Origin of the sequence: Acinetobacter sp. NPDC052428 (genome assembly GCF_044547685.1) — a bacterium.
GTDB lineage: Bacteria > Pseudomonadota > Gammaproteobacteria > Pseudomonadales > Moraxellaceae > Acinetobacter > Acinetobacter lwoffii_G.
Genome location: NZ_JBIUAT010000015.1, coordinates 17,572 through 41,070 on the forward strand (window position 1 = coordinate 17,572; position 23,499 = coordinate 41,070).

Here is a 23,499-nt window from a genome sequence, read left to right on the forward strand (position 1 = left end):
CTTATTTAGAATTAACTTGGTTTGTAAACGCTCGATAAACGTCATCAATATCTGAATTAGTTAGCTGTTGATCATCTGCTGCAACAAGGTTTTCCATTTGTTCTGGTTCATTTACTGCAACCAGATTTTCCATTTCTGCAATCATGGCCAGAGGATCTGATTCATCTGCTGCAACAAGGTTTTCCATTTGTTCTGGTTCATCTACTGCAACTAGGTTTTCCATTTCTGCAATCATGGCCAGAGGATCTGATTCATCTACTGCAACCAGATTTTCCATTTCTGCAATCATGGCCAGAGGATCTGATTCATCTGCTGCAATCAGATTTTCCATTTCGTCATGACTAAATTCAGTGTCATCAACTGCAATAAGGTTTTCCGTTTGTTCTGGTTCATCTACTGCAACTAGGTTTTCTATTGGATTTTCAGCACTAGCTTCCACTTGGCTAAAGAAATCATCGACAATATTTTGCGCTTCAGTATCTTCTTCCCATTCAACAGCCCCAAAGAATTGATCGACCACTTGTAGACATTCTTCAGGTTGTGGATTTTCTGGATCTTCAAAAACTGTTTTATCTAACTTAAATTCAGGGATAACTAAGCTAGAAATATCTATCTGTTCAGCCTGTTCCACTGTAGTAATTTCAGTTATACGTTTTTCAATTTTTGCCTTATGCAGCTTTACGTCTAAATCAGGAATAGGAATTGAAAGTTCCAGATCCTCAAAGGCAATTTTTTCTAATTGCTTGTGAGTTGGAAAACCTTTAATTGCTTTCATGCTAGGAGAAACGGACTTTAGGCGATCCACAAAAGCACTGTCATTAAAATACTTAGCCTTTTCACACATGATAGGTTTTGTATTTTCCATAAAGATAATTTCTTTATCTTGCGACAATTCTTTTAACTCTTGAGGGAGCATTAAAGCTCGTCTTTGATCTGATTCATTTTCTGAATTAGAGCCACCTTGCCCCCATGCCATAGAACGGCTTTGGCCTCTAGATTTTGCTTTGAAAGTGAAATAGCCAAGCATTTCACTATATTCATTAGCATCTCGTTGTTCTCTAGGCGGGTAAATGATCTGCAAAGCATGGTTAGTTACAAGCCCCCTAGTTTGAGTTTTATAAACGTCTTCTAACTGACCAATAGACTGAATAATTGTTAATAAACGAATGTTATAACCCGCAATAAATGAGTTAGCGTCTGCAATTTTCGCTACTTTACCGACAGCCGTTGCTTCATCATTCACGACTAGGCACTGGTATTTCAAAGATGAATCTTGTTGTGGCAGTGTTTTTAGATTCACATCAATTAAGAGTGAATAAAACAGATTAATTAAGTTCTTAGCATCCCCTAAGCGGTTAGGTTGAACACCAAAATAAATAGACATTCTTTGTCTGCGTACATCTTCAAGTTTAAAGTCACTTGATGAAGTTGCAGCGTCCACAATCGGGTTCGCAAAAATCGTTAAAGGTGAGGTAAAAGTAGAAATGATGTTACCGAGCGTATTGTCTGGTGAACTTAAAAAACGGTTTAAAGCATCTAGGCAAGTATCACTAAGCGGTTTATCACTTTGCGCTCTTTCATCAATAATAGATCTAATATGATCCTGAATTGGCTTACCTTTACCTGAACTCTGTCTTAAAACCTCACCCATAGTTACAGGCAGATCTTCAGTTTCAAATAGATATAGGGCTAGGCCAAGAAATAAGTTATTAGCATTGTCATTCCAGAAATCGGTTTTAGCATCACCAGTCACAGGGTAGAAACTTCGACCAATAGCTAGAATTTCACCTACTCTAAAATTTTCGTCATGACTAACGGTATCAAATGGATTCCATTTGTGAGATTTTAGATCTTCAGAAAATGGGCTGAATAGATAAACTTTCTGGCCATTCTTAGCACGAAATTTAGAAGTTAATAGGAAGTTTTCAAGCTTCAAATCCAGTACAACTACACTATCCGAATAGTTTAGAAGGTTAGGAATAACAATCGCTACACCTTTACCGCTTCGTGTCGGAGCAGCCAGAAGTACAAATTGCTGACCGCCAAGCATTAAATATTTATTATGATATTTCCCTACTAAAATTCCTTTATTTCCCATCAATCCAGATTTCTGAATTTCTTTTGTTGTGGCAAATCTCGCATCACCGTGTAACGACTGTTTTTTATTAAACAGACTAGCAATGACTAAAGCAGGGAGAACAAAAGTGATAAATAGTGCAGCGATCAAGGCACCTTGCAGCTTTTTCTTTTGTGCAGGTACATTGTGTGCATATAAATCCCAATAATACCCCCACGTTGTCAGATTCACTTCAGGAAATGGATTGGTCTTATTAGCTAAGTAATAAAGAACACCGGCCAGATATTTAGTAATAAAGAAACCAACGACCGCTAAAAAAATTGCAAGGAGTAGGATCAGAATTTTTTTATTCACGCCCTATCCCCTACAATAATTTCAGCATCACCAAATTGAGCCTTAACTTTAGAAACAGGATCAAATTTGATTTCAGAAATAAAGCGTTCTTTACCTATTAAATTACTTTCATCATCGTATTTTTTCTTCACTTCAACATGAACAATAATATCAATGGTTAAAGCAACTAATTCCTTTAGTGTAGTGGCATCGTAGATATTTGCTTGTTCATGTTCTTTGCACATAAAGACGTAGCGATCATAAGCCAATGAACAGCTTTCAGCGTGATAACTTGTAATAGATCCACTGTGACCAGTTGTAAGTAGTTTCAGAAAGTCAAAAGCTTCTCCACCACGTAATTCAGCAAGTAATACACGGTCTGGCTTCATACGCATATTACTAGCGATCAGATCAGATGGAGTTACCTTAGCTTTACCTTGACCACCTTTAGAATAAAGTAGGTGAACCTTGTTTTCATGTGGAACAAAAAGTTCACGTACATCTTCAATAGTGACAAGACGTTCATCTTTAGGAATGTACTGACAAATTGCCTTCATGAAAGTGGTTTTACCAGAACCAGTATCACCAACAACTGCAATATTTTTCTTACATTGAACAGCGAATTTAAAAAATCCATCAAGATCTTTGTTTTCTAAAAACTGGACTAGCTTAATATCTTCAGTACGTAATACAGGTTTAAACTGCTCAAACTCATTAAATTTCCCATATCTGAAGTGGTCAAAAAAGCCTTGATCTTTATATTCCTGAAATGATCGGTTTGACTCGTCAGGAATACGGATTGTCATTGATACCGTTCCATTTTCAATGGCTGGCGGTAGAACAATCTGAATACGCTCTCCATCAGGCAATTGAGCAGATAATATAGGGTTTTCTTGGCCAATCCGTTGATTGGTATAGGTAGCAATAACATTAGCTAAAGCTGTTATTTGCGCCATTTCCAGATTTATAGAATGCTTTTCCCATCCTTTATTAGATTCCGTCCAAACTTCGTTAGGTGCGTTAATTGCAATTTCAGTCACCCCTTTAGTTTTTAAGAATTTTTCTAATGGAAGTAATAGCTGTCTAACCATTACATCCTTGCTTAAAACATTATTTTGCGCGGAGTTCATACACACCTCTGAAATCAATATCTTTGGCCACGTAAATTGAAGCTACATCACCCTGATTTTTATAAATTGTTGGCTTGATATTGATTGTTTCATTCAACACTGTTTCAGCCATTGATTTACCCATGTCTGAAGTGTTTTGAAGCATATAAGGAGTGCTATTGTTCCCGCCTGTTTCTTTAGAAATACCGTAAGCAATAGCGTCTTGAACTAAAGAAAGCATAAACGCTGCACCGATACGTGCGCCCCAACGGTTATCTACTCGACCACTTAAACCACCTGTTCCTAAATGGTCTGCTGCGGGAGAATCAATATCGACAATAACACCATGTGGAGTTTTTAAGCGTGACCAGATGATACCTAAACGTCTTTGCCCTTGTGCTGCAATACTTTTGTATTCTCCAATGACTTCAGATCCCGCTTCAGCAAGGACTACACGACCATTATCAGAATAAACAGGTTGTGGAAGGACACATGAAGCCATACCGCCAATTTCTGAAACGACTTTAACTGACAGGTTGCAACGGATTACACGACCTTTAGCAATTAAGTAATTTCGATCCCCAATAAACCTAGCCTGGACTTTATTAGAGGAATGATTAGCCATGTTAGTTGTAGCTTGTTGTGGCTGATGCTGCTGCATAGGTTCATCATCATCATGCGCTAAAGACATCAAACCAGATCCAGAGAAATTACCAGAACGGCTATTACTATTCTGATCCTGTTCAAACTGTTTCATCATGCCTGTTACTTGGTTATAAGCTGCTTGTTGATTCATGCTTGACGGCTGACCAACCGCCCCGCCTTGTTGTGAAGAGTTGACAAAGATCCCGCCACCGTAACGGCTTCCATTATTTAAAGGTACATATTGAGCTTGTTGTTGTGGCTGTGGCTGAATTACTACAGGTTGATTTGCTGCTTGCTGTTCAACTACTGGCGCAGCTTCAGGCTGTCTTAAAATCTGCTGACCATTTTGGCATTGAAAAACCAACATTCCGTTATAAGTTAAAGCATTGCCGTTATTGTCTGTTAGCTGTCTAGGAATACTTTTATCTTGACAGGCATCGATGCTTTGAAATTGAGCATTTTGACCTGCATCCATTGGAACAGGATCAGTATTAGTAAAATCCCGTCTTTTAGCTGAAGCATCTAGGCTTGGATCAATCTGACTTTCTTTTAATTGAGCTGCTTCATCAGCATCACTACTATCTGAAAAAAAGTTATAGGCAAAGACAGCTATAACTGTAAAAAGTACCGCCATAACTGCAATAAACGCTATTTTTTTTCCTTTTCCATCTTCCTGATCCCCACGTTCATTGACAGACACAATGCCATTTTCTGATTCTTTAAATTCTTCATCAGGAGCTTTTTGATCATCTAATGGTTTTTGTTCATTAATATTCATTAGTTCATATCCGCAGTAATGACACGTTTAACACCCTCTACAGTAGTGCCATCTTGAGGAGCAACACCGACAGGATCATAAGATTCATTGAAAATACTCACTACGCCTTTTCCTTGACGTAAAACAAATTTTTTAGCTAGAGCTTCAACAATCAAAAGTTTTGGATCTTCTTTACTGATATGGAAATTAACTTTTTCTTCCCCTTCCGTACCGTCAATAAATACGACTGGAATATCAGTATTTCCTTTAAAACGCATATAGGTAAAACGACCGTCATCAAATAGCATTTCTGGAACAAAATGCTTCCCTTTTCTGTTTGCAGCTTGACGATAATTCCAATTTTTAGGGATAGGCGCAGCATTGGCTAAACGATGCTGTAAAACCAAAAATTCAGTAAGCTGGCTTTCTTCTTTTAATTGTGCTGTATAAGCTTTATAGCGTTGAGCTTCTTGCTGTTTACGTTTTTCTTCTTCTTGTGGGTATTTAAAGACAACACGATACATCGGTTTTTCTTTAGCATTATTTAGGACTTGAAAATCAAAACTATAATCACGCTTATTAGTGCGTAACTCTAAGTTATTCCGCGTAGCTTTATCTTTTGGCTTCACCCATACTAAATTTGATCCAGTATCCGCAAAAACACACCAATTGGTGTCATCCTTTTCACAGTCTGAAGGATATCCAGTAGCAGCACCACGCTCTAAAATTCTTTCATCTTCACCTAATACGATGCGGGTTACAGTGCCTTTTTTGACAGTAATTCGATAAACATCATTAGGAACATAATTGATTGTTCTAATACGTGAATCGGTAGGCAAAGCTTTAGGCGTAATTGCTGCATAAGAGATCCCATGCACCGCTAAACCCAAAGCAAGAATTAATTTTTTCATGTAATGATCCTTTACATTCCTTGTTGAGCTTGTGGCTGAACAGCAGCCCCACCTTGTTGAGCTTGTGGCTGAACAACAGGCCCGCCTTGTTGAATCGGAACATAGACTTGCTGACTAGGTTCAATAACCGCAGCTTGCGCTACAGGTCTATTAGGAGATAGTTCAGGATCGACACGATAGCCCACGACCTTAAAGCCGAATGGGTTTTTAATTAGATCTTTTTCTGTAAGTTTATTTAGATTGTTCGGAGCATATTCATATCGAATACTTGCAATATAATATTTTGGCTGTTCATCACGATTAGCTTCGACTGAATGCAAAGTCTTAGTGAAGCGGACACTAGCGGTAAAACCTGTTTCATCCTGATTAGTTTGGACAGAAATCACATCGACTTTTAATTCATATTTTTTACCGTACTTTTTATCTCTTGCAGTATCACCTTCATAGAGTGAAGCAAAGTCATTACCGACCTGATTACTACTCATAGTCATGACTAAATCATAATCTGGCTGTAATAAAGGATAGAAATAACTCTCGCGGGCGGTTACATAGCGAGTAATGTTATTTTTATCAATTAATTCTTGTTTGCCTTTTACTTGTTGGTCATCAACAACGCCCACGTATTCAACATTTCCTTGAGCTTTATCTACTGTGAAAACAACAGGTACAGTCTGACGCATTGGAGCTAATGTAACTAGTCCAATAGCTTCTAAGACGGCCACGCCCACCGCTACTTTTGCAATAGTCCAAGCTTTACGTTCTGACTTAGCTCGCATTGCAATAATATCTGCTTCCCAATCCATAGCTTTTTCATAGCTTTTAGCTTCTTCAGCAGCAGATACTTTTTTAAGTTTGTTCATGATAGACCCGATAGACCCTATTAGAGTTATTTCTCTAAGTATGCCAAAAAATATAAAAACCGTAAACCAAAATAATATACTTTGGTTATATTGATTCAATATATTCATAAAAATTGCAAAAAAAATACCCATTTCAAAAGAAATGGGCTTTTGTTTAAAAGTTTAGTTACCAGTATAACCGTCAAGAATGTTGCCTTTTTGGGCAGCACGTTTTAAACGGCCTTCAATTTCAAGCTGTTGTGCTGCATCTTTTTGCGCTTGCGCTTGCGCTTGCATCAAAGCAATTCGATTTGCATCATTAGCAACTTGTGACTGTTCCGCTTGAATCCTAGCCTGTAACTCAGCGATAGCTTTAGCATCAGTAGTGTTATTGATCTGTTTACGCAGATTATCAATTTGCTCAGTACGCAGATCCGCAACACCTAACGCTTGCTGATTTAAAGCCTGTGTTTGTGCATTGTTATTTAATGCAGCTTGACAGGTTTTATAGTTCTGGCCAGTTCTAGAAGCACAGTCATAAACCATTGTGGCATCACGAATGTTTCTAGCTGCTGAAGTCATACCATTGACACCGCCTTGTTGGATACCTTTATAAATTTCAGCAACATCACTTGGAATCACGTCTTTAAGATATGGATTATTGACAGCATCACCGAAACCACGAATACCAGTAATGGAATCATATTGCTGTTTTGCCTGTTGGATTTGGTTCACCATCTGATTGTATTGCTCACCCCAAGCCACCATATTTTGAACAGCTTGAGCAAGGTTAGCACCGTCAATGACAGGAATACCTGCTTTGGCTTGACCGCTAATAAACAAAGATGAACCTAAACCCAAAGCTAACAATTGTTTTTTCATTAGAAAAATTCCTATTTGTTTCTTTTGAGGTTAGAGAGAGTATGTCGTTGATATAACGGCTTAGATCCTCCTGTATTCGAGCTATTAGAATTATTAGAGCTGCTAGAATTCCCTTGAACACTTCCCCCAGTGGTAGAAGTAGATGAAGCACTGTCAGATTTTGAATTATTACCGCCACTACCTTTAGTAATAGCTTGAGCTACAGCACGACCAACACCTTGAACACCCGCCCCACCTGTAATAGCTGAAGCCATCGTTGGAATATTCCACATGATCACTACAATAGTTCCCGCAACAATACAGAGGGAAACTACAGAAGTAAGAATGTCACCCGAATCAAAGTTATTAGCGATTTGCGTACACATGCCTGAAACGAAGGCAAAGAGCATACTGATAATTGCTGTGATAAAGCCTATGGTGAAAACATAGCTCAAAGTTTGGGAAAGCCAACTTTCAAAATATTTTTGTGTAGCAGGAAACATTGCACATAGAATGAATATGGGACCGACCCCTAAACATAGTTGCAGACTGATTTTTGCAAGCAGATATAGACCAGTGCCAATAAAGAACAATAAGAATTGAGCAACAGAAACAACAGCAGCAGATAAATACAAACCAATATCAGGAAAAACACCAGAAGCAGATTGAGCTTCCTCACCTAATTTTTGGATTAATTCACCCCACGGCACACTCACTTGATCCAGTAAAGCACCCAGCGAAGTTTCACCGCCTGGACTAACAATCTGAATTAATCCGATAGCTAATCCGTTAATAGCTTCAACAACAAAGGATTGATAGACTCCCGCACTTAAAGCAATTCCACCAACAAAAGCGATCTTAAAAAACTTCCATAAAGCGGTATAAATAGAATCTTCTTGTGCACCAGTCGCAATATTGTAGCCAATGATCAGGATATAAATTGTTGCAGCAGTCAAAGCTATAGGAACAATTGCAGAAGCGATATTACTACTAACACCTGTCACGTAACTTGCTAATAGAGAATCAATTTTTGTTTCTAATGTAGTAATAATTGCCATTGCAATCCCCTATGAATCCTTAATTATTTTGAATCTGGGTTATATCCATCAAGAATATTTCCAGATCCTTTTTTGGTTTCTGGTTTTACTGGTTTTACTGGTTTTACTGGTTTTTGAGGTGCAGAAGGATCATATTCATCAAGAATATTGCCCTTTTGGGATGCTCTAGCCTTGCGCTGCTTCAGTTCTTCTTGCTGTTCAGCAGTTAAGTCTTGAGGTTTTAATTGTTGTGCAGCCTTCACTTCTTCTTTTAACTGCTTAACCTGTTCCTTATCATCAGAACATGCAGTTGTTAAAGTAGAAATAACCAACAAACCAGATAGTGCTAAAAACTTAGTCATGACTAAGCAACTCCTTTTTCTGAAATTAATTTTTTACGTTCTGCGATCCGTTGTAAGAAAAGTTCGCCCCAATCGTTAGGATCTTCACCAACTTCATTCATGAGATTTTCGAGAAGTTCTACATTGTCCTTAGAGCCTGAAATAATCTGTAAAACGTCACGCATTTCGCCTAGATCCATTTTGCAGAGTGCGGAACGGCTACCCTGCTTAACTAAGAACATGCGTGAGTTTTCTTCTAGCTCTTTAATAATTTCAAATTCTTGCGGAGTGACCTTAAAGCCGTTTACATAGTCATCGTAATCAGCACGAGGATTAGGTAAAAAGATTTGAGTAACGCTTTGTTCAACCATTGTTTTACCAATGTCAGAATCTAAAACGTCACTTGGGGACTGCGTCATAAAGACACCTAGACCATTCAATTTACGTATAGTTTTCTGCTTATCTTTGGCAAAATCTTTGAAATATTCATCTGTTAATGGCTTCCAAAACTCGTCCATCCAATAAATAAACGGACTACCATCAATCAATGAATCTGTGATGTGTAATAGATAGGCCATGATTGGTGTACGGACTTCTGGATCATCTAAAAATTCCGTGTAGTCATAACCAAAGATTGGCATTTTGGCTTTAGAAAAGTCTTGAGTATCGTATGGATTATCAAAGACCCAAGATAAATTTCCGTCATGATCAGCAGTGTTACACCATTTAGCTAAACGATCCTGAAGCGAATCACCCCCGCCATTTACTTTCAGATTCATATATAAAGCTGAAAGTCTGCGGAGTTCTAACGGTATATCATCACGCATAATGGTACGAACAGCCTGACTGATTTCCAGATCTTCAGCAGCATTACGAACGCCACCTACCAGAATTTTTACAAGCTTTTCTACAAACTGAATATTTGTTTCAGTCGGTGGTAGCTGCAACGGATTAAAGCCAGTTGGTACACCACGCTCTAAGGCATAGTATTGACCCCCAATCCGTCTAATCCCAATTTCTGCGCCCCTATCTTTATCAAAGAAAACACCCTTCAGATTTTTATACTTACAAGCAAACATCATCATGGCCATGACTAGGGTTGTTTTACCCACACCAGTTGTTCCAATGACACACGTATTACCTGGCATCTTGTCATCTGTAGAATCTTGCTTATCTGGGCTAACATGATGATTAAAGTAAAATGGTTGGCCACTTGGAGTTTTAAATAAAGCTAGTGCTTCACCCCAAGGATTGCCGTCACGCTTACCTCTTGCGAAGTTATGAAAAGGGCTTAAAGCAGAAAAATTTAGGCTTGTGAGATATGCTTCTCTTGGACGCATATTAAAGTTACCCGCTAATTGCGAGAACCATGCACATTCAGGAACAGTATCAATTACAGCCATTTTGAACCCTGCTTCATCTGATAAAGCAGTTCTGGCAGTCGAAACATTAAGAGCAACTTGATTTGGTGAATCGCCAAAAATCGCAAGCGTATAGTGATATTCGCCTAACTGGAAATTCCCGCTATTGGCTTCACTCATAGCCAGATCAATATCACGAATCTCTTGATCTGAAACGTCCTCTACAGAATTTAGTTGGCCTTTAATTGTTTTTAATTTATCTACAGCATCACGCTTTCCATAAACCGTGAAACTTTGAGTTTCAATGTATTCATAGTTTCCATACAGGATGGAATTACACATTCCTGATTCTGATAAACGTGGAAATTCTTGAATATCCAGAAAGCCTACATATTTTTGAGCTTCAGGATGTTTGATCTGTAAATAGCCATTTTTGTCACCAAAGAACAAGCGGCTACTTGGAATATATTGATCAAGATTAGCCTGTCTTAAAGGGATTTCTTCCCAAACTCCATTAGTTAAAAAACCAAGCAGATTACACATTTCGGAGTAGACAAAACCTTTCTTGGTATAGGTCGCCAGACGTTCTGGATTGTAGTGATATAGACTTGCTTCAACCTGTTTGGCTACATCATCCAAAATATCGAGATCCCGCTTAATCTGCTTTTTCAGGGCTACTGGATCACGACTAGCTTTACTCTTAAAAATCTTTGTTAATCTGGAAATTTCAGGACGATAAAGAATTGTTAAATACAATTCAGTAGCCATCTGTTTATTCTTTTCACCCTGAAACTGCTGATAATATCTTTCATTAAAATCAGCAATAAAATCATTTTCATAAACGCCATTTAGACGTTCATTAACTCCCCTACGAATCTTATGCGTCCAAACAGCAAAGTGACCGCCACCTAAAGCACGATAAAAATTATTTAATCCTTCTTTACGGATTCTAATAATATCGGCTTCAACTGTTTCAAACGAAATGCCTTCTAATTTCCATGTAGCAATGTATTCACCATTTTTAAGCTTAATAACATTGTTGGAAACATGATTACCAAACGGCAGATAGTCTGAAATTGCGACTTCAGCATTTGCGCTATCTTTAACTTGCTGTTTTGAACGCATGATATTGTTATTTCCTTTTCTTTAATTTAAGTGGCGAAAATGAGATTGCTCCCCATTTTTGATGGTTCTGGATCTGTTTCCCTCTTATGCGCCACCGCATCAATACTTGCTTTAATCGTTGGTCATCTACTTTTGTTATTGCCCGCATCCAGAAGTAAATAGGCACATAAATAGCTGCTATAAATAAAGTCACATAGGCACTAAGTAGATAAAAAGACCAACCCGCTAAAAGAATTGCTACCCCCGTCACCAACAAAAAAGGCAACATTGGAACGCCAAAAAGCATGGCAGGACGAGTGCAACCCCTGAAAATTGGATCAGAAAAATTCGACATTAGTTAATCAGCCAAGCAGCGATACCCGCAGCACCACCTACCAAAATGCCCCCAATAACGATGTTAGAAATGTCTGACCACTTTGCTTGTTGCCAAGCCAATTTAAAGCCAGCCCACATGATAGTGATGGTAAATACAGTTACAGCCACACCCGCTAAGACTGACTGAACATTAGCCATAACCGTATTAACTTTTGAGATTTGAGCAAAAGCAGGGCTTGAGATTAACGTCATGAACAACATCAATACGCTTGCTTTGATACCAGTCGTTTTAGTCGTTGTTATTTGCGTTTGATTTGCTTTCATTATTTTCTCCAAGTGAAGCAATTAAAACCTAGCGCATTAATCACCAATGACGATATTCTCGGGAAATCAAATACTGTTCATTGGTACTAATTTTTTAATATATTACACTAAGTTTTAAACTTTTTGAAAATATTTTAAAATATCATAGAATGTTTATAACTTTTTTCTTTTTCTTTAAAGCCTGTGCCATTGGTTAAAAAAAATGAAGGCCTTTTTTCCACTACTGGAAGGCTTTGATGTTCGGTATTTTCTGTATATCCATTGGAGTTAGGCATATCTGCATTAGCAGCAAAATATGCAAGCTGTTCAGAGCTATTCATAGGAGGTGCGGGAGGATTGAATTTTACAGGCATGGTATTAGTTGAGCCATTAGCAAAATAGTTCAAATTCTTTGATACTTTCGCTACATACCCATTTCTAAATCCTGATGAATGGTTGCCAGTGTTATAGCAAGACATAGCTTTATAAATATCTTTGCCTTTTGCCCTATTTCGGCAGTCATTAAAGATAAATTGCATTGCGCTTAGATTAGTGCAGGGATCAAAAACTTGCTCGACACTAAGATTTAGTCTTTTGAAATTAGCACTATTAATTTGAGCAAAACCAACATCAATATTTCGTCCCTGGCTAATTAATCTTTTGGCCACAGATACAGCTTCTTCATAGCTAGTCGGCTGTTTTTTAAGACCTGCGGCACGATTAACCCCTATCGCAAAAGGATTAAATGAGGATTCAGATTTAACAATTGCAGACGCAATATTTACATCAACTTGTGGCGCACATTGTTGTGCCAAAACTACGAAATCAATCATTACTTTTTCACCTCAAATTTTGGCTTACCTTTTTGATCTGGATAAGTAGCGGAGCACCCATTTTTATAGTTGGTACATCCCCAAAAATAGCCATTTGCCCCATTGATCCGTCTTAAATCACTGGCACATTGAGGACATGAATAGACTTCAAGAAGTGGCTTTTTATTAACTTCAGGCAAAAAGACTTTGCAATCTGTTTCCCGATTAGGACAGAACCAGATCGGATCTTTACCTTCTTTTTTGGATCTGAATAATGACGTTGAGCATTTAGGGCAAGGATATTTAATTTTCTCTACTGGCTGACCTTTCTTGTCATCCATCGAGTGCTTACATTCCTGATCATTGCAGATCCAGAAATATTCTTTAGTTTGCGAATTTTGGAATTTATTTAAGCGACCTGTTTTACACTTAGGGCATGAATGAATAACTTTTTCGACTGGTTTACCCTTGTCGTCATCCATCGAGTGCTTACAGTCCTCACTGCTACAAATCCAAAAAAATTGATTGGTTTTAGTATTCTTAAATTTTTTTAACTGGCTCTTACACTTTGGACAAGGTATTGCGTTTATAGCTGTCAGTTTTGAAGCTGTACTTAGCTCTTGAGCAAGTTGAGTGTATAAGGCAGAAACAACCGAATTATATGAAGTTTCACCAGATGCAATTTTATCTAGCTGCAACTCCATCTCTTTTGAATAGTGCAGATCCAGAAAGCTAAACTTAGCTTTTAACAGACTACCAATTAGATCATTCCCTAATTTAGTGGGTTTTAAAACTTTCTTTTCTACCTCTAAAAAGCCCTTATTCAGAATATTGCCCATGATTGATGAATAAGTAGAGGGGCGACCAATCCCGCAGCTTTCCAATTTTTTAATTAGTGAAGCTTCTGTATAGCGTTTTGGTGGCTTGGTTTGTTTTGCAATAACTTCACCGCTTTTAACATCAACTACAGAACCAACTTCTAAGACCGGCACCACGCCTGAAGGCTCGTTTTCATCTTCATTCAGGCAGTCTTGCCCAAAAACCATCCACCCTTTTTTTATTAACTCACGGCTTTTAGCATGGAACTTATATTTTCCATCTTCAGACAGTAATTCCAAAGTAACGGCTTTATATTCAGCTTTGGCCAATTGACTTGAAATAGTACGTTCCCAAATCAATTGATATAAAGCTTTTTGTTCTGGTGAATTTCCTAGATCTTTATCAGTTATGTGAACAGGTCGGATTGCTTCATGTGCATTTTGCGCCCCATCTTTTTCCTTAAACTTATTAGGCTTTTCAGGTAAAGAAAATTGATGTTCATTAGCATAAGCAAAGATTTCTTCTACACTTTCATCAGCTATATTTAGGCCGTCAGTCCGAATGTAAGTAATTGCCCCCTGTTCAAATAATGCCTGTGCTGCTTTGGTCGTTTGTTGAGGGCTAAAGCCTAAAGCTACACTAGCAGCTTGTAAAAGTAGGGCTGTAGAGAACGGAGAAGGAGCATTTGAATACTCTGTTTTTTCAGTGCAGTTTAAAACTTTAACTTTCTTAGTTTTTGCAACTTCTTCAGCTAAGGAACGATCTAAAATATAAGGCTGATCCTCAGTTACAAAATCCGTTGTAACCCATTGCGAGATCCATTTTTTAGGCTCTTTATCAAAACTCAAATTAACGCCAAAGTGGTTAGTAACTTTGAATTTCTGGATTTCGATTTCTCTAAGGACAACGATTAAAACAGCAGGAGATTGTACCCGCCCCGCAGATGAAGTCTGCCCCATAAGATTAGATGCAATAGGGGAAACTAGATAGCCCACCAGACGATCTAAAGCCCTACGTGCTTCTTGAGCATATACAAGCTGATAATCTAAACCACGCCCATTATTAATGGCTTCTCTAATAGCTTTTTCTGAAATCTCATTAAATTCTATTCGTTCAAATTGACCATCTTCCAGACCTAAACATTCTTTTAAATGCCATGAAATAGCTTCACCTTCCCTGTCTGGATCGGTAGCTAAATAAATCTTGTCTGCTTTATTCAAAAAGGCTCTTATTTTTTCAATACGTTTTTCGCCACCGTCAAAAGTTCTGTCATTAACTTTAGCATCAGGAATAAATGAATATTCCATTGCAAAATCATTGGCTATATCAATACCTAAGCCTTTTCTTGGTAGATCCCGAACATGGCCAACACTGGCCACAACTTTAAAATTAGATCCTAAATAACTTCCAATTTTTGAACATTTGTTAGGAGATTCAACGATTACAAGATTCATGGGTTATTTCCAAATTGTGAAATTTAGGAAACTCGAAAGCCCACAAAGAAAAGATGAATATAAGAAAGCAACTACTTGAAATTTAGTGAAATCTACAAGGATTTCTAAAAGCAGTGCATCTTGTGGCATGAAGCACACAAGATAAACACATGAAATAACTAGAAAAAATTTTAAAAAATTTCCATATTTATTTAAACTTATAGCCATTTTCTTAAATCCCGTCTTAGAGCTTTAAAGTATACTTTCCAAAATATATCATATTGGAAATGGCTTTTGTATTTTTTTACTTGATTCTTATTATTTTTACTTCTTCTGTATAAATTTTTTCTTTCAAGAAATCATTAAGCCTAGTCAGATCCTTAAAGATCCTAGCTTTATCTTTTTCTCGTCTTGTTGTTAAAGTCCAAACCTTTTGGCCTGACCATGCCAGTTTTGCTGTAATAAAAAATCCACCCTCAAATTCATTAATAATTAACTCTTTAATAAATTCTTGTTTATTAGATTCCTCAAGCACCACCTCTGAAATAGAAAAATCAGGATCAATATTTATAAAATCAGTCATCCATAAAACCTTTTAAAACACCCGTAACAAAGGTGCATTATCATCAATTTAGGTAATCTTGGTAAGGTTTTTTTAAAGAATTTAAATAAATTTAAATATTTTAGCTAAAATCTGTTTTAGTCATGACTAAAAACCTCGATGCTTGGATAAAAGCTGCAAGCTGCAGCGTTTATCCAGGCATCTATATTACCTATCTAATCCAGCCCCCTAAAGGTATCTCAGAGCAAAGTGTCTATTTTGCGAACTGGTGCAATATGTTAATTTCCCCTCCCTGATTACTGTTGCAAGGGGCAAGCGAAGCCGACAAAATCTGTGATTTTGTCGAGCTGACCGCAGTACCGCAACTACTCCCATCTGTTCCAGTAGCGGGATATACAAAGCCATCCCGCAGGGTGGCGAACAGATAAAGTAGTAAATTATTTGAAAAGGACTTAATATCCACCTGTGGACATTCATTAAATAGGATAAGTTATGACTGAAGAAACAGAAACAGCACAAAAGGTAGTAGATCGTAGAAAAAGATATAGAAAAAAGGCTTCAACCAAAACTCCACTTTCAGTTTATTTCAATATGGATGTTCCTGAAGATGTTGAAGCACTGGAAGCCTTGGAATACTTAAAAGATATTTATGGCGGGGAAAAACAAGGAAAAAGTGTAGCCGTCAAAGAAGTTTTGAGAATTTTTTATAAACAATTACAAGAAAAAAAGCCTGATTAAATCAGGCTTTTTTTCTTGCAAAAACTTAGGACTTTTTCACTGTAGTAACTAACTTGTCATCTACATAAAGATAAACTCTTTTATTATTTGTATAAGATGAAATTTTAGGTTGCCCTTCTCCACCTCCAACAGATCCGTCTTGATTACTGCTAACGAAAGAACAATGAGGAAAGCCTTTACCTTTAGCCAAATCTTTTTTTACGTCACGAATTGTAGACTGACATTCAGAAATATTAAGACCGCCAGCAAAGCACATAAAAGCACGACAGCCATAATTTTCGTCTTTAGCTGCAACTAAGGCAGAAGCACTAGCTAAGGTTAAACCTAAAATAAATTTTTTATACACAAGTAGTCGCTCTATTTAAATGAGTTTTCCAGTACGAATAACTTGCCTTCAAAGTTTAGAGATATTGTTTTGGCATTACTGCACATTGAACAAATCTCTTGAATCAAGAAGGGTAAATTCCGTGTGAATCGAATTTTTCCTGATGCGGTATGAATAACATGATCAACATTATTTACTTTTACAGTCACGAAATATTGGAACTGTTCATTCATACCAATTTCAACACCATAGTTATTGGCATTGAAGTCATCGACTGTTTTCAAGTCATTCATGGTTAAAGCCATTTCTGCAAGATTCCTAGTTTTTTGAAAGTGAAGTGCGGATTCTTACAAAATATAATTAATTTAAAAATGTAACTGAAGTGTTACTGTGTGTAAAAGACACAAAAACACCAATTATTTTTAAACAATTTTAATATATATGAAAAAGTTTTAAACTTTAACAAAAAAGTTAAAACTTTTGTAAAAAGTTTGTATATATCAAAACTTATATTTTTTTAGATCCCTTCCCTTTTTTGTCATGTAAATATCACTTTAATAATCTTCTAAACATTTCTAAAAACTTTTTAAAAAAACTAGAATCAGATTTAAAAAGAGTTTAATTAAAGTTTAGGAGTGTTTAAAACAGTTTAAGAGCATTAATTTCTGTTTGTAAAACATAAGCTTATAAGTTCATAACTATACGTTTTGTCGCTACAACTATACGTTTTGTCGCTACAACTATACATTTTGTCGTTATAACTATACGTTTTGTCGCTATAACTATACGTTTTGTCACATACCTATACGTTTTGTCGCAGATAATCCACAGATTTATCAACAGCATACAAAAAATAGCTAAATTTTGCTAAAAAATCAGTAATTAATTAGGCTTTTAACTCTAACTTATTATATTTTTGCGTATTTTTTAGCCTTAACCTATTTTGTACTCCCAAAACTATACGTTTTGTCGCAACTTCCGCGCATAACTATACGTTTTGTCGCAAACCTGCAATTATGCTTACTGAATACGATTATATATATTTTTCAGGAATTAACTAGATTCTTATATATATAATAAATCATTGTTTTATATAGATAATTAAATTTAAGAGCTATTTTTATTGTTTGGGGTAAAAGAAGAAATTTGTATAGGCTTAAAACCATAACTATACGTTTTGTCGCAGCCTAAGTATATGATATGTAATAATTTTATTTAAATATCTAAAATTGATTATTTTTTATCAGGTATTTGTTTTAAAAATAGCCATACGTTTTGTCGCATCGTAAGTAATTGAAATAAAACAAAATAGATAATAATAAAATATATTTATTTTTTTTATACTACTATAGGGTTATAGAGGTATTTAAAAGACTTTTTATATTTTTTATCTTAAAAAACAATAGATTAAAAAGTTATTAAATAACTATACTTGATAAAGATACTTGTATAGTTATAATGATCTTGATAGATATAACGGATTTACAAAATAATGCAGAAAATTATTGGTTCACAAGGTTTAGAGGACTATACCCAATCTAATACAAGGGCAAAATTGACCGATTTAGTTGTGACCCGCAATGATTTCCCTACAGCCAGATATAGCATTGATCTCAATCTTGAGAAGCTTATGTACTGTGCAATGATCATCGTTAGAAAGAATGAGCTAAAAAATAATACCTCAATTACTCATGACGATTTTATTTATGTGAGCAGCGAAAACTTTGGAGAATTGACTTCTCCAATGGCCAGAAAGGAAGTACTTACAACAACAGATAAACGTGAAATTCAGAGAAATGCGGAAACCGCTTTAAAACGTATTTATACAAAATTTGATAACCCAACAATGTTGGTTAAAGATGGTTTATCTGATGAACCTGCTAAAGTTCCGATGATGACTTATTGCCATTATGACAAAGTAAGTAAATGTATAAAGGTCAGATTTGCAAAAGAATTTTTTGAGTATTTTTATGACTTAGTTAAAAAAGTAGATGAAAAAACTAAATCATTTAGTAGCCATGAACTGAAGCATATTATCTTATTTAATTCGAGCTATTCCCTTCGCTTGTATCGGATCTTAATGAGCTATATGTGGCGCACATCAGAGGTCACTATTGATCTGGAAGAATTAAGATGGATGCTTGAATGTGAGGATAAATATAAAGAGCTGGCCAATTTTAAAAGCCGTGTTTTAAATGTGGCTCAAGATGAAATTAACGAACTTAGCAATATTAATGTTAAATTTGAGAACGTAAAAAACGGAAAGGAAGTAGTTGCTATTAAGTTTATGTTTAACTTGAAAACTGAATATAAAGAGCAAGGACACCTTAAATTTATAGATAAAATGAAAAAGGGTTATCTGGCTGCTGCGATTCCATTTAGTGATGATGGATCACACTTTAAAGCACCTGATCGGATTAAGCATTTCAAACCACCAGTAAAGGTATCTCCGAAACAAATTAGCACCTTAGTAAATTGCGAAGAATTTTTACTAGATTATGGATATTTCTTAGGTAATTTAGACGAGGATACTTCTAAAGTAATCATGCGAACTCTATTAACTGAAAAGTTAGATAAGCTTAATGCACATAAGCCAATAGATATGGACTATTACTTCTGGTTACAGGCAAAACGAGGGATTATTACTAGTAGCAATAATGATAAGAAGGACGATCAGGATTAATATCTAAAAGGCATACCCTCCATATTGTCTTAAACAGACTCCGCTAATTTAAGACAATATGGAGGTTTAATTTAAAACCTTCAAAAATTCTTATTAATCTATATAAAAAGTATCTTTTCTATTCGCATTCAAATAGTAAAATTTAATAATTAGCTGATTGATACCTTAGTCATGACTAAATATTTGCATTTAGCCTAAGTGGAATATTTTGCCATCTTTTTAGAATATTAATTTACCCCCATATAATAAAAACAATAACTTAATGTTTCCCAAGATTTGGCCAAACCTGTAATATTTTGCTAATAAATCCAGTCTGATAAGTCTTTAAGAATTTAGTTTTTGCCTTACTTATCCCTACATTTTTTATTTTTCTATGCTATCTGGTCGCTACCCTCCGGAATAGCTTTGTATATACTGCTACTGGAACAAATGGGAGCAGTTGCGGTGCTGCGGTCAGCTCGACAAAATCACAGATTTTGTCGTCTTCGCTTGCCCCTTGCAACGGTAATCAGGGAAGAGAAAATTTAACTGATTGCTTCAGTTCGCAAAGTAGACACTTTGCTCTGATATACCTTCTAGGGATCTTAACTAAACATTATTATATTTCTTAGTCATGACTAAGCTATTGCTTGAATGTCCACAGGTGGACTGATATAATGATTTTTATCAGGACGCATCGGGCGACCTGAAATAAAACAGGTATTTAGTTATGAATCAGGATTTAGTTTTAATATATACATTAAAGAAATCTGAAGTTGAATCAGTCCATTTTTTTGGCTACTTAGACAATCTTAATGAACAATATGTTTGCTGTCTTACTAAAAAGAATGTAGGTCAATTAATACTAGAATTACAAAACAGTTATAGAGAAAGCTTTGCTGCTGCTTCAGTTATGACTGAAAAAGATTTCTTTCAGAAAGAGAATAACTATTTAGAACCGATTGAAATTTCACTAACTGAATATGATGAAATGTTTAATATTCTTCCCCCTGCCCGCACGTATGGAGGTTTTAACTTTGAAATGTTCATGCTACCTGAACAGTTGGGAGGTGGGCTATTCTCACACTTTTTAGTGACCTTTGAGCCATACACTAAAAAACGCCTTAAAGCATATAGAGTGACAGCTTATAGGAATGATCCATTCCATATAATTTTTAATTCTTGTCCAATTTAAAAGAGATCCCCGAAAAGGGGATTTTTTTATAATTTCTTAGTCATGACTAAGGGAAAAAGATTTTTCATCTTGTGTGTTTTAAGCTCATTTAAGCGTGTTGGTGAGTTTGATGTGGAGTAGCCAGAAATAAGATGAAAAAAGGCTATCAGCAGCCTAAGAAACGTAAATATAAGCATTAGAAAAGCAGACCAGACAGAATACTTAACTAATTATTTTTTATAAATTTATATCATTTAAAAAACTTAGTCATGACTAAGTTTTTGCTTGAATGTCCACAGGTGGACTGATATAATGATTTTATCAGGACGCATTGGGCGACCTGAAATAAAACAGGTATTTAAACATGAAACATTTTTCATCAGTTACATCATTAGACGAGTTAAAACTTCAGTACAAAAAACTAGCTTTCAAAAATCATCCTGATCGTGGCGGTAAAACCGAAGTTATGCAGGAGATTAATAGCGAATATGAACAGCTTTTAAATCGCATTATTAATGAAGCATCAAAAGATCAGTATCAAGATAGTTCCGAAAATGGGCGTGGTTTCTGGTCAAGCCGTTCAGAACACTCTGAAGTTGAGAAAAAAGTAAAACAGGCTATTGATGCAATTATTAATCTGGATGGTTTAGATATTGAAATTATTGGCGTTTGGGTTTGGGTTTCTGGTGATACTAAGCAGCACAAAGACAAATTAAAAGAAGCGGGTTTTGTCTGGAATCGAGTGCAATGTAAATGGGTTTTCATTGGTAAAAAATCAAATGGTCGAGGCAGAATGACCTTAGATCAAATGCGAGATTTACACGGCAGCCAGAAAGTTAAAAAAACCAGAATGGCAGAAGATAAAAAACTTTTGACTGCTTAAAGGAGAAGTCCCCGAAAGGGGGCTTTTTTTTAATATTCTTAGTCATGACTAAACTTTTTCTTGAATGTCCACAGGTGGACTGATATAATGTTTTTCATCAGGACGCATCGGGCGATCTGAAATAAAATGGGTATTAATATGCGAGCTTCAATAGTTGCAATCTTTACAAACTATCCTACAGGTAAACTGATTCATTTTTGCAGTCATAAGGTTTTAACTGGATCAAATAATAATATTTGGTTTCCAATATTTGATGAAAAAACACTATTCCAAGAAATTGAAAAAATCATGATTAATTGCCGAGTAGCTCAAAATGTTACTCATATTGAAAGAATCAGAAGGGGAGATAATGAAAATGGTTACTTTGAAGATTACAGAATTACTTATAACTTAGCCGATTAAGCTAGACCTCCCACAATGGGAGGTTTTTTTTAGTGGCGATTTTTTTGGTTTTTAGCTGGCCAAAAAAACATAAAAAATTGTCTATCTGTTCTGCTTTATATACGCTTATTTTGGCCTGTTTAGGATGGTGCTGGGATAACCTAGCTTTATATATAAAAAAGGCTGTCAGTAGACCAAGAATCGCAAATAAGAGCATTTGAAAAGCGGTTTAGCCAGGTATCAAAACGGATATTTTTCTACTCAATTTTCCCTATAAAAAAATTAGTCATGACTAAGTTTTTGCTTGAATGTCCACAGGTGGACTGATATAATGATTTTATCAGGACGCATCGGGCGACCTGAAATAAAACAGGTTAAAAATCATGGAACAATACATTTCAGTTTACACACGTCAGCAAGCCATTGAAGATGGTTTTTTAGTCGCAATCAATTCTATTAGTCCTAAATTAGATGGACTGGCAAAAGAACATTATAAGCATCCTATATGCTTCACTTCTGCGCTTTGGGCGGTAGTTGATAAGGCTGTAAAAAATGAAAAATGGCTTAATGACTTAGAGGGCGTTATTCATGACATTTTATGGATGAGCCGAGCATATAAGACACACCTAAGCCCAAGTGCGGTACGTTTTAATGTAATTATCACAGGCGCAGGTCGCAAGAGAAATCATATTTTAGAATTGCACGTACATGGTGGAGATCAAGCAGAGCCAGTTATAACAATAGGTTATCCTGAAGATTTTTAATTTACGTCCTCCCTTTATGGGAGGATTTTTTTATGATAAAAAACTTAGTCATGACTAAGAAAATGCTTGCAATGTCCACAGGTGGACGTTAAAATATACAGCATAAGGACGCAATAGGGCGACCCTTAATAAGCCATTAAACTAGGTGAAACTATGAAAAAAGTTGTTGCTTCAAATCAAAAGGGCGGTGTGGGTAAATCTGCAATCATTTGCCAGTATGCCCACTATTTAAATTCTTTGGGCTTGCGCGTATTAGTCATTGATCTAGACCACCAGAAAAACACTACAAAAGCATTGATTACTGGCGGGGCTGTGACTGTAGCTAATGTATCTGCTTTCGATATACTGACCAAAGAAGATCAAACTATTTCAAATCCTGAAGCCTTTACTTTGGTACAAGCAACACCAGAATTAACAGCTATAGAAAAAAATGGCACTTTGCATAACAACTTTGCCACCAATTACCAGAAGTTTTTAAAATCAGTTGATTCTTTATTTGATGTTTGCCTGATTGATACCAATCCAAATCCGGACATTCGCCAAGTAGCTTCATTAATTGTTAGTGACTATGTTTTAAGTCCAATTCAGTTGAATCAGGAAGCTATTGACGGCATCGGTGGATTACTCAAGCAGATCCAAGCGATTAATCAAAAGCTTAACCCAAATTTAAAATTAATCGGCATCCTTCCGAATATTGTTGAACCCACTCCATTCCAGAAAGACAACCTAAAAGCTATTGTTCAGCATTTTTCAAAGTACCTGATCAAAAACTCTGACGGTAGCTATGCTTTCGTTAAAAAAACGACTGCAATCGCTGAAGCCCAAGCACAAGGAATACCTACAAATAAATTGGGTAAAACTAGCGGTTTTACCGCATGGGCTGAATTAAAAACAGTTTTTGAAAGCATTAACAAGTTTATGGAGATTTAAGG

The 23,499-nt window shown here is 36.1% G+C and carries 23 protein-coding genes; 7 read left to right on the top strand and 16 right to left on the bottom strand.

The window, feature by feature from the left end:
* Position 1: 1 nt before the first annotated feature.
* From ACIG3F_RS09580 to ACIG3F_RS09645, 14 genes are all read right to left on the bottom strand, one after another.
* Positions 2-2,431, bottom strand: coding sequence for a type IV secretory system conjugative DNA transfer family protein (locus tag ACIG3F_RS09580; RefSeq protein WP_163172817.1), 2,430 nt, complete (start codon positions 2,429-2,431; stop codon positions 2-4).
* Positions 2,428-3,540 (bottom strand): P-type DNA transfer ATPase VirB11, encoded by a 1,113-nt coding sequence (gene virB11 / locus ACIG3F_RS09585; protein ID WP_396469914.1) that lies wholly within the window; start codon positions 3,538-3,540, stop codon positions 2,428-2,430. The genes ACIG3F_RS09580 and virB11 overlap by 4 nt, the downstream gene beginning before the upstream one ends.
* Positions 3,521-4,942, bottom strand: a complete 1,422-nt coding sequence (gene virB10 / locus ACIG3F_RS09590) for a type IV secretion system protein VirB10 (RefSeq protein WP_248604048.1) — start codon at positions 4,940-4,942, stop codon at positions 3,521-3,523. Before virB10 ends, virB11 begins: the two co-directional genes overlap by 20 nt.
* Positions 4,942-5,832: a TrbG/VirB9 family P-type conjugative transfer protein gene (locus ACIG3F_RS09595; protein ID WP_396469915.1), complete on the bottom strand. Its 891-nt coding sequence runs from the start codon at positions 5,830-5,832 to the stop codon at positions 4,942-4,944. The genes virB10 and ACIG3F_RS09595 overlap by 1 nt, the downstream gene beginning before the upstream one ends.
* 11 nt (positions 5,833-5,843) lie before the next feature.
* The gene (locus ACIG3F_RS09600) at positions 5,844-6,692 is read right to left on the bottom strand and encodes a virB8 family protein (RefSeq protein ID WP_396469916.1); all 849 of its coding nucleotides are present in this window, start codon (positions 6,690-6,692) and stop codon (positions 5,844-5,846) included.
* 162 nt (positions 6,693-6,854) lie between these two features.
* A complete protein-coding gene (virB5, locus tag ACIG3F_RS09605) occupies positions 6,855-7,553 on the bottom strand; it encodes a P-type DNA transfer protein VirB5 (RefSeq protein ID WP_163172833.1) in 699 nt (232 codons plus the stop codon).
* Between the two features lie 11 nt (positions 7,554-7,564).
* On the bottom strand, positions 7,565-8,590 hold the full coding sequence (locus ACIG3F_RS09610; protein WP_163172835.1) for a type IV secretion system protein: 1,026 nt from the start codon (positions 8,588-8,590) through the stop codon (positions 7,565-7,567).
* A 23-nt stretch (positions 8,591-8,613) separates the two neighbouring features.
* Positions 8,614-8,931: a hypothetical protein gene (locus tag ACIG3F_RS09615; protein WP_396469917.1), complete on the bottom strand. Its 318-nt coding sequence runs from the start codon at positions 8,929-8,931 to the stop codon at positions 8,614-8,616.
* Between the two features lie 2 nt (positions 8,932-8,933).
* Positions 8,934-11,396 carry a VirB4 family type IV secretion/conjugal transfer ATPase gene (locus ACIG3F_RS09620; protein WP_396469918.1) on the bottom strand — a complete coding sequence of 821 codons (2,463 nt, stop codon included), beginning with the start codon at positions 11,394-11,396 and terminating at the stop codon, positions 8,934-8,936.
* A gap of 7 nt (positions 11,397-11,403) precedes the next feature.
* Positions 11,404-11,730 carry a type IV secretion system protein VirB3 gene (locus ACIG3F_RS09625; RefSeq protein WP_005407440.1) on the bottom strand — a complete coding sequence of 109 codons (327 nt, stop codon included), beginning with the start codon at positions 11,728-11,730 and terminating at the stop codon, positions 11,404-11,406.
* Positions 11,730-12,035 carry a TrbC/VirB2 family protein gene (locus ACIG3F_RS09630; RefSeq protein WP_004644768.1) on the bottom strand — a complete coding sequence of 102 codons (306 nt, stop codon included), beginning with the start codon at positions 12,033-12,035 and terminating at the stop codon, positions 11,730-11,732. The genes ACIG3F_RS09625 and ACIG3F_RS09630 overlap by 1 nt, the downstream gene beginning before the upstream one ends.
* 134 nt (positions 12,036-12,169) lie before the next feature.
* Complete coding sequence (locus ACIG3F_RS09635; protein WP_396469919.1) at positions 12,170-12,847, bottom strand: lytic transglycosylase domain-containing protein; 678 nt, start codon at positions 12,845-12,847, stop codon at positions 12,170-12,172.
* On the bottom strand, positions 12,847-15,099 hold the full coding sequence (gene topA, locus ACIG3F_RS09640) for a type I DNA topoisomerase (protein ID WP_396469920.1): 2,253 nt from the start codon (positions 15,097-15,099) through the stop codon (positions 12,847-12,849). The genes ACIG3F_RS09635 and topA overlap by 1 nt, the downstream gene beginning before the upstream one ends.
* A gap of 283 nt (positions 15,100-15,382) precedes the next feature.
* Entirely contained in the window at positions 15,383-15,661 is a 279-nt protein-coding gene (locus ACIG3F_RS09645; RefSeq protein WP_004644772.1) for a hypothetical protein, read from the bottom strand.
* Positions 15,662-16,132: 471 nt separating this feature from the next.
* Here ACIG3F_RS09645 and ACIG3F_RS09650 point away from each other — a divergent pair, with 471 nt between their 5' ends.
* Positions 16,133-16,378: a hypothetical protein gene (locus tag ACIG3F_RS09650; RefSeq protein WP_004644773.1), complete on the top strand. Its 246-nt coding sequence runs from the start codon at positions 16,133-16,135 to the stop codon at positions 16,376-16,378.
* A gap of 25 nt (positions 16,379-16,403) precedes the next feature.
* On the opposite strand, the gene ACIG3F_RS09655 is transcribed toward ACIG3F_RS09650, so the two are convergent.
* Together ACIG3F_RS09655 and ACIG3F_RS09660 are read right to left on the bottom strand one after the other, a co-directional pair.
* Complete coding sequence (locus tag ACIG3F_RS09655) at positions 16,404-16,724, bottom strand: hypothetical protein (protein ID WP_004644774.1); 321 nt, start codon at positions 16,722-16,724, stop codon at positions 16,404-16,406.
* A gap of 11 nt (positions 16,725-16,735) precedes the next feature.
* Entirely contained in the window at positions 16,736-17,008 is a 273-nt protein-coding gene (locus ACIG3F_RS09660; RefSeq protein ID WP_004644775.1) for a hypothetical protein, read from the bottom strand.
* A gap of 1,187 nt (positions 17,009-18,195) precedes the next feature.
* Here ACIG3F_RS09660 and ACIG3F_RS09665 point away from each other — a divergent pair.
* From ACIG3F_RS09665 to ACIG3F_RS09690, 6 genes are all read left to right on the top strand, one after another.
* The gene (locus ACIG3F_RS09665; RefSeq protein ID WP_004644776.1) at positions 18,196-19,386 is read left to right on the top strand and encodes a replication initiation protein; all 1,191 of its coding nucleotides are present in this window, start codon (positions 18,196-18,198) and stop codon (positions 19,384-19,386) included.
* A gap of 709 nt (positions 19,387-20,095) precedes the next feature.
* A complete protein-coding gene (locus ACIG3F_RS09670) occupies positions 20,096-20,560 on the top strand; it encodes a hypothetical protein (RefSeq protein WP_396469921.1) in 465 nt (154 codons plus the stop codon).
* A gap of 343 nt (positions 20,561-20,903) precedes the next feature.
* Positions 20,904-21,422 carry a molecular chaperone DnaJ gene (locus tag ACIG3F_RS09675; protein WP_163172852.1) on the top strand — a complete coding sequence of 173 codons (519 nt, stop codon included), beginning with the start codon at positions 20,904-20,906 and terminating at the stop codon, positions 21,420-21,422.
* A 126-nt stretch (positions 21,423-21,548) separates the two neighbouring features.
* Complete coding sequence (locus ACIG3F_RS09680) at positions 21,549-21,824, top strand: hypothetical protein (RefSeq protein WP_016807023.1); 276 nt, start codon at positions 21,549-21,551, stop codon at positions 21,822-21,824.
* Positions 21,825-22,186: 362 nt separating this feature from the next.
* Positions 22,187-22,567 carry a DUF6573 family protein gene (locus ACIG3F_RS09685; protein ID WP_004644781.1) on the top strand — a complete coding sequence of 127 codons (381 nt, stop codon included), beginning with the start codon at positions 22,187-22,189 and terminating at the stop codon, positions 22,565-22,567.
* 153 nt (positions 22,568-22,720) lie between these two features.
* On the top strand, positions 22,721-23,497 hold the full coding sequence (locus ACIG3F_RS09690; protein WP_163172854.1) for a ParA family protein: 777 nt from the start codon (positions 22,721-22,723) through the stop codon (positions 23,495-23,497).
* The last annotated feature ends 2 nt before the right edge of the window (positions 23,498-23,499 follow it).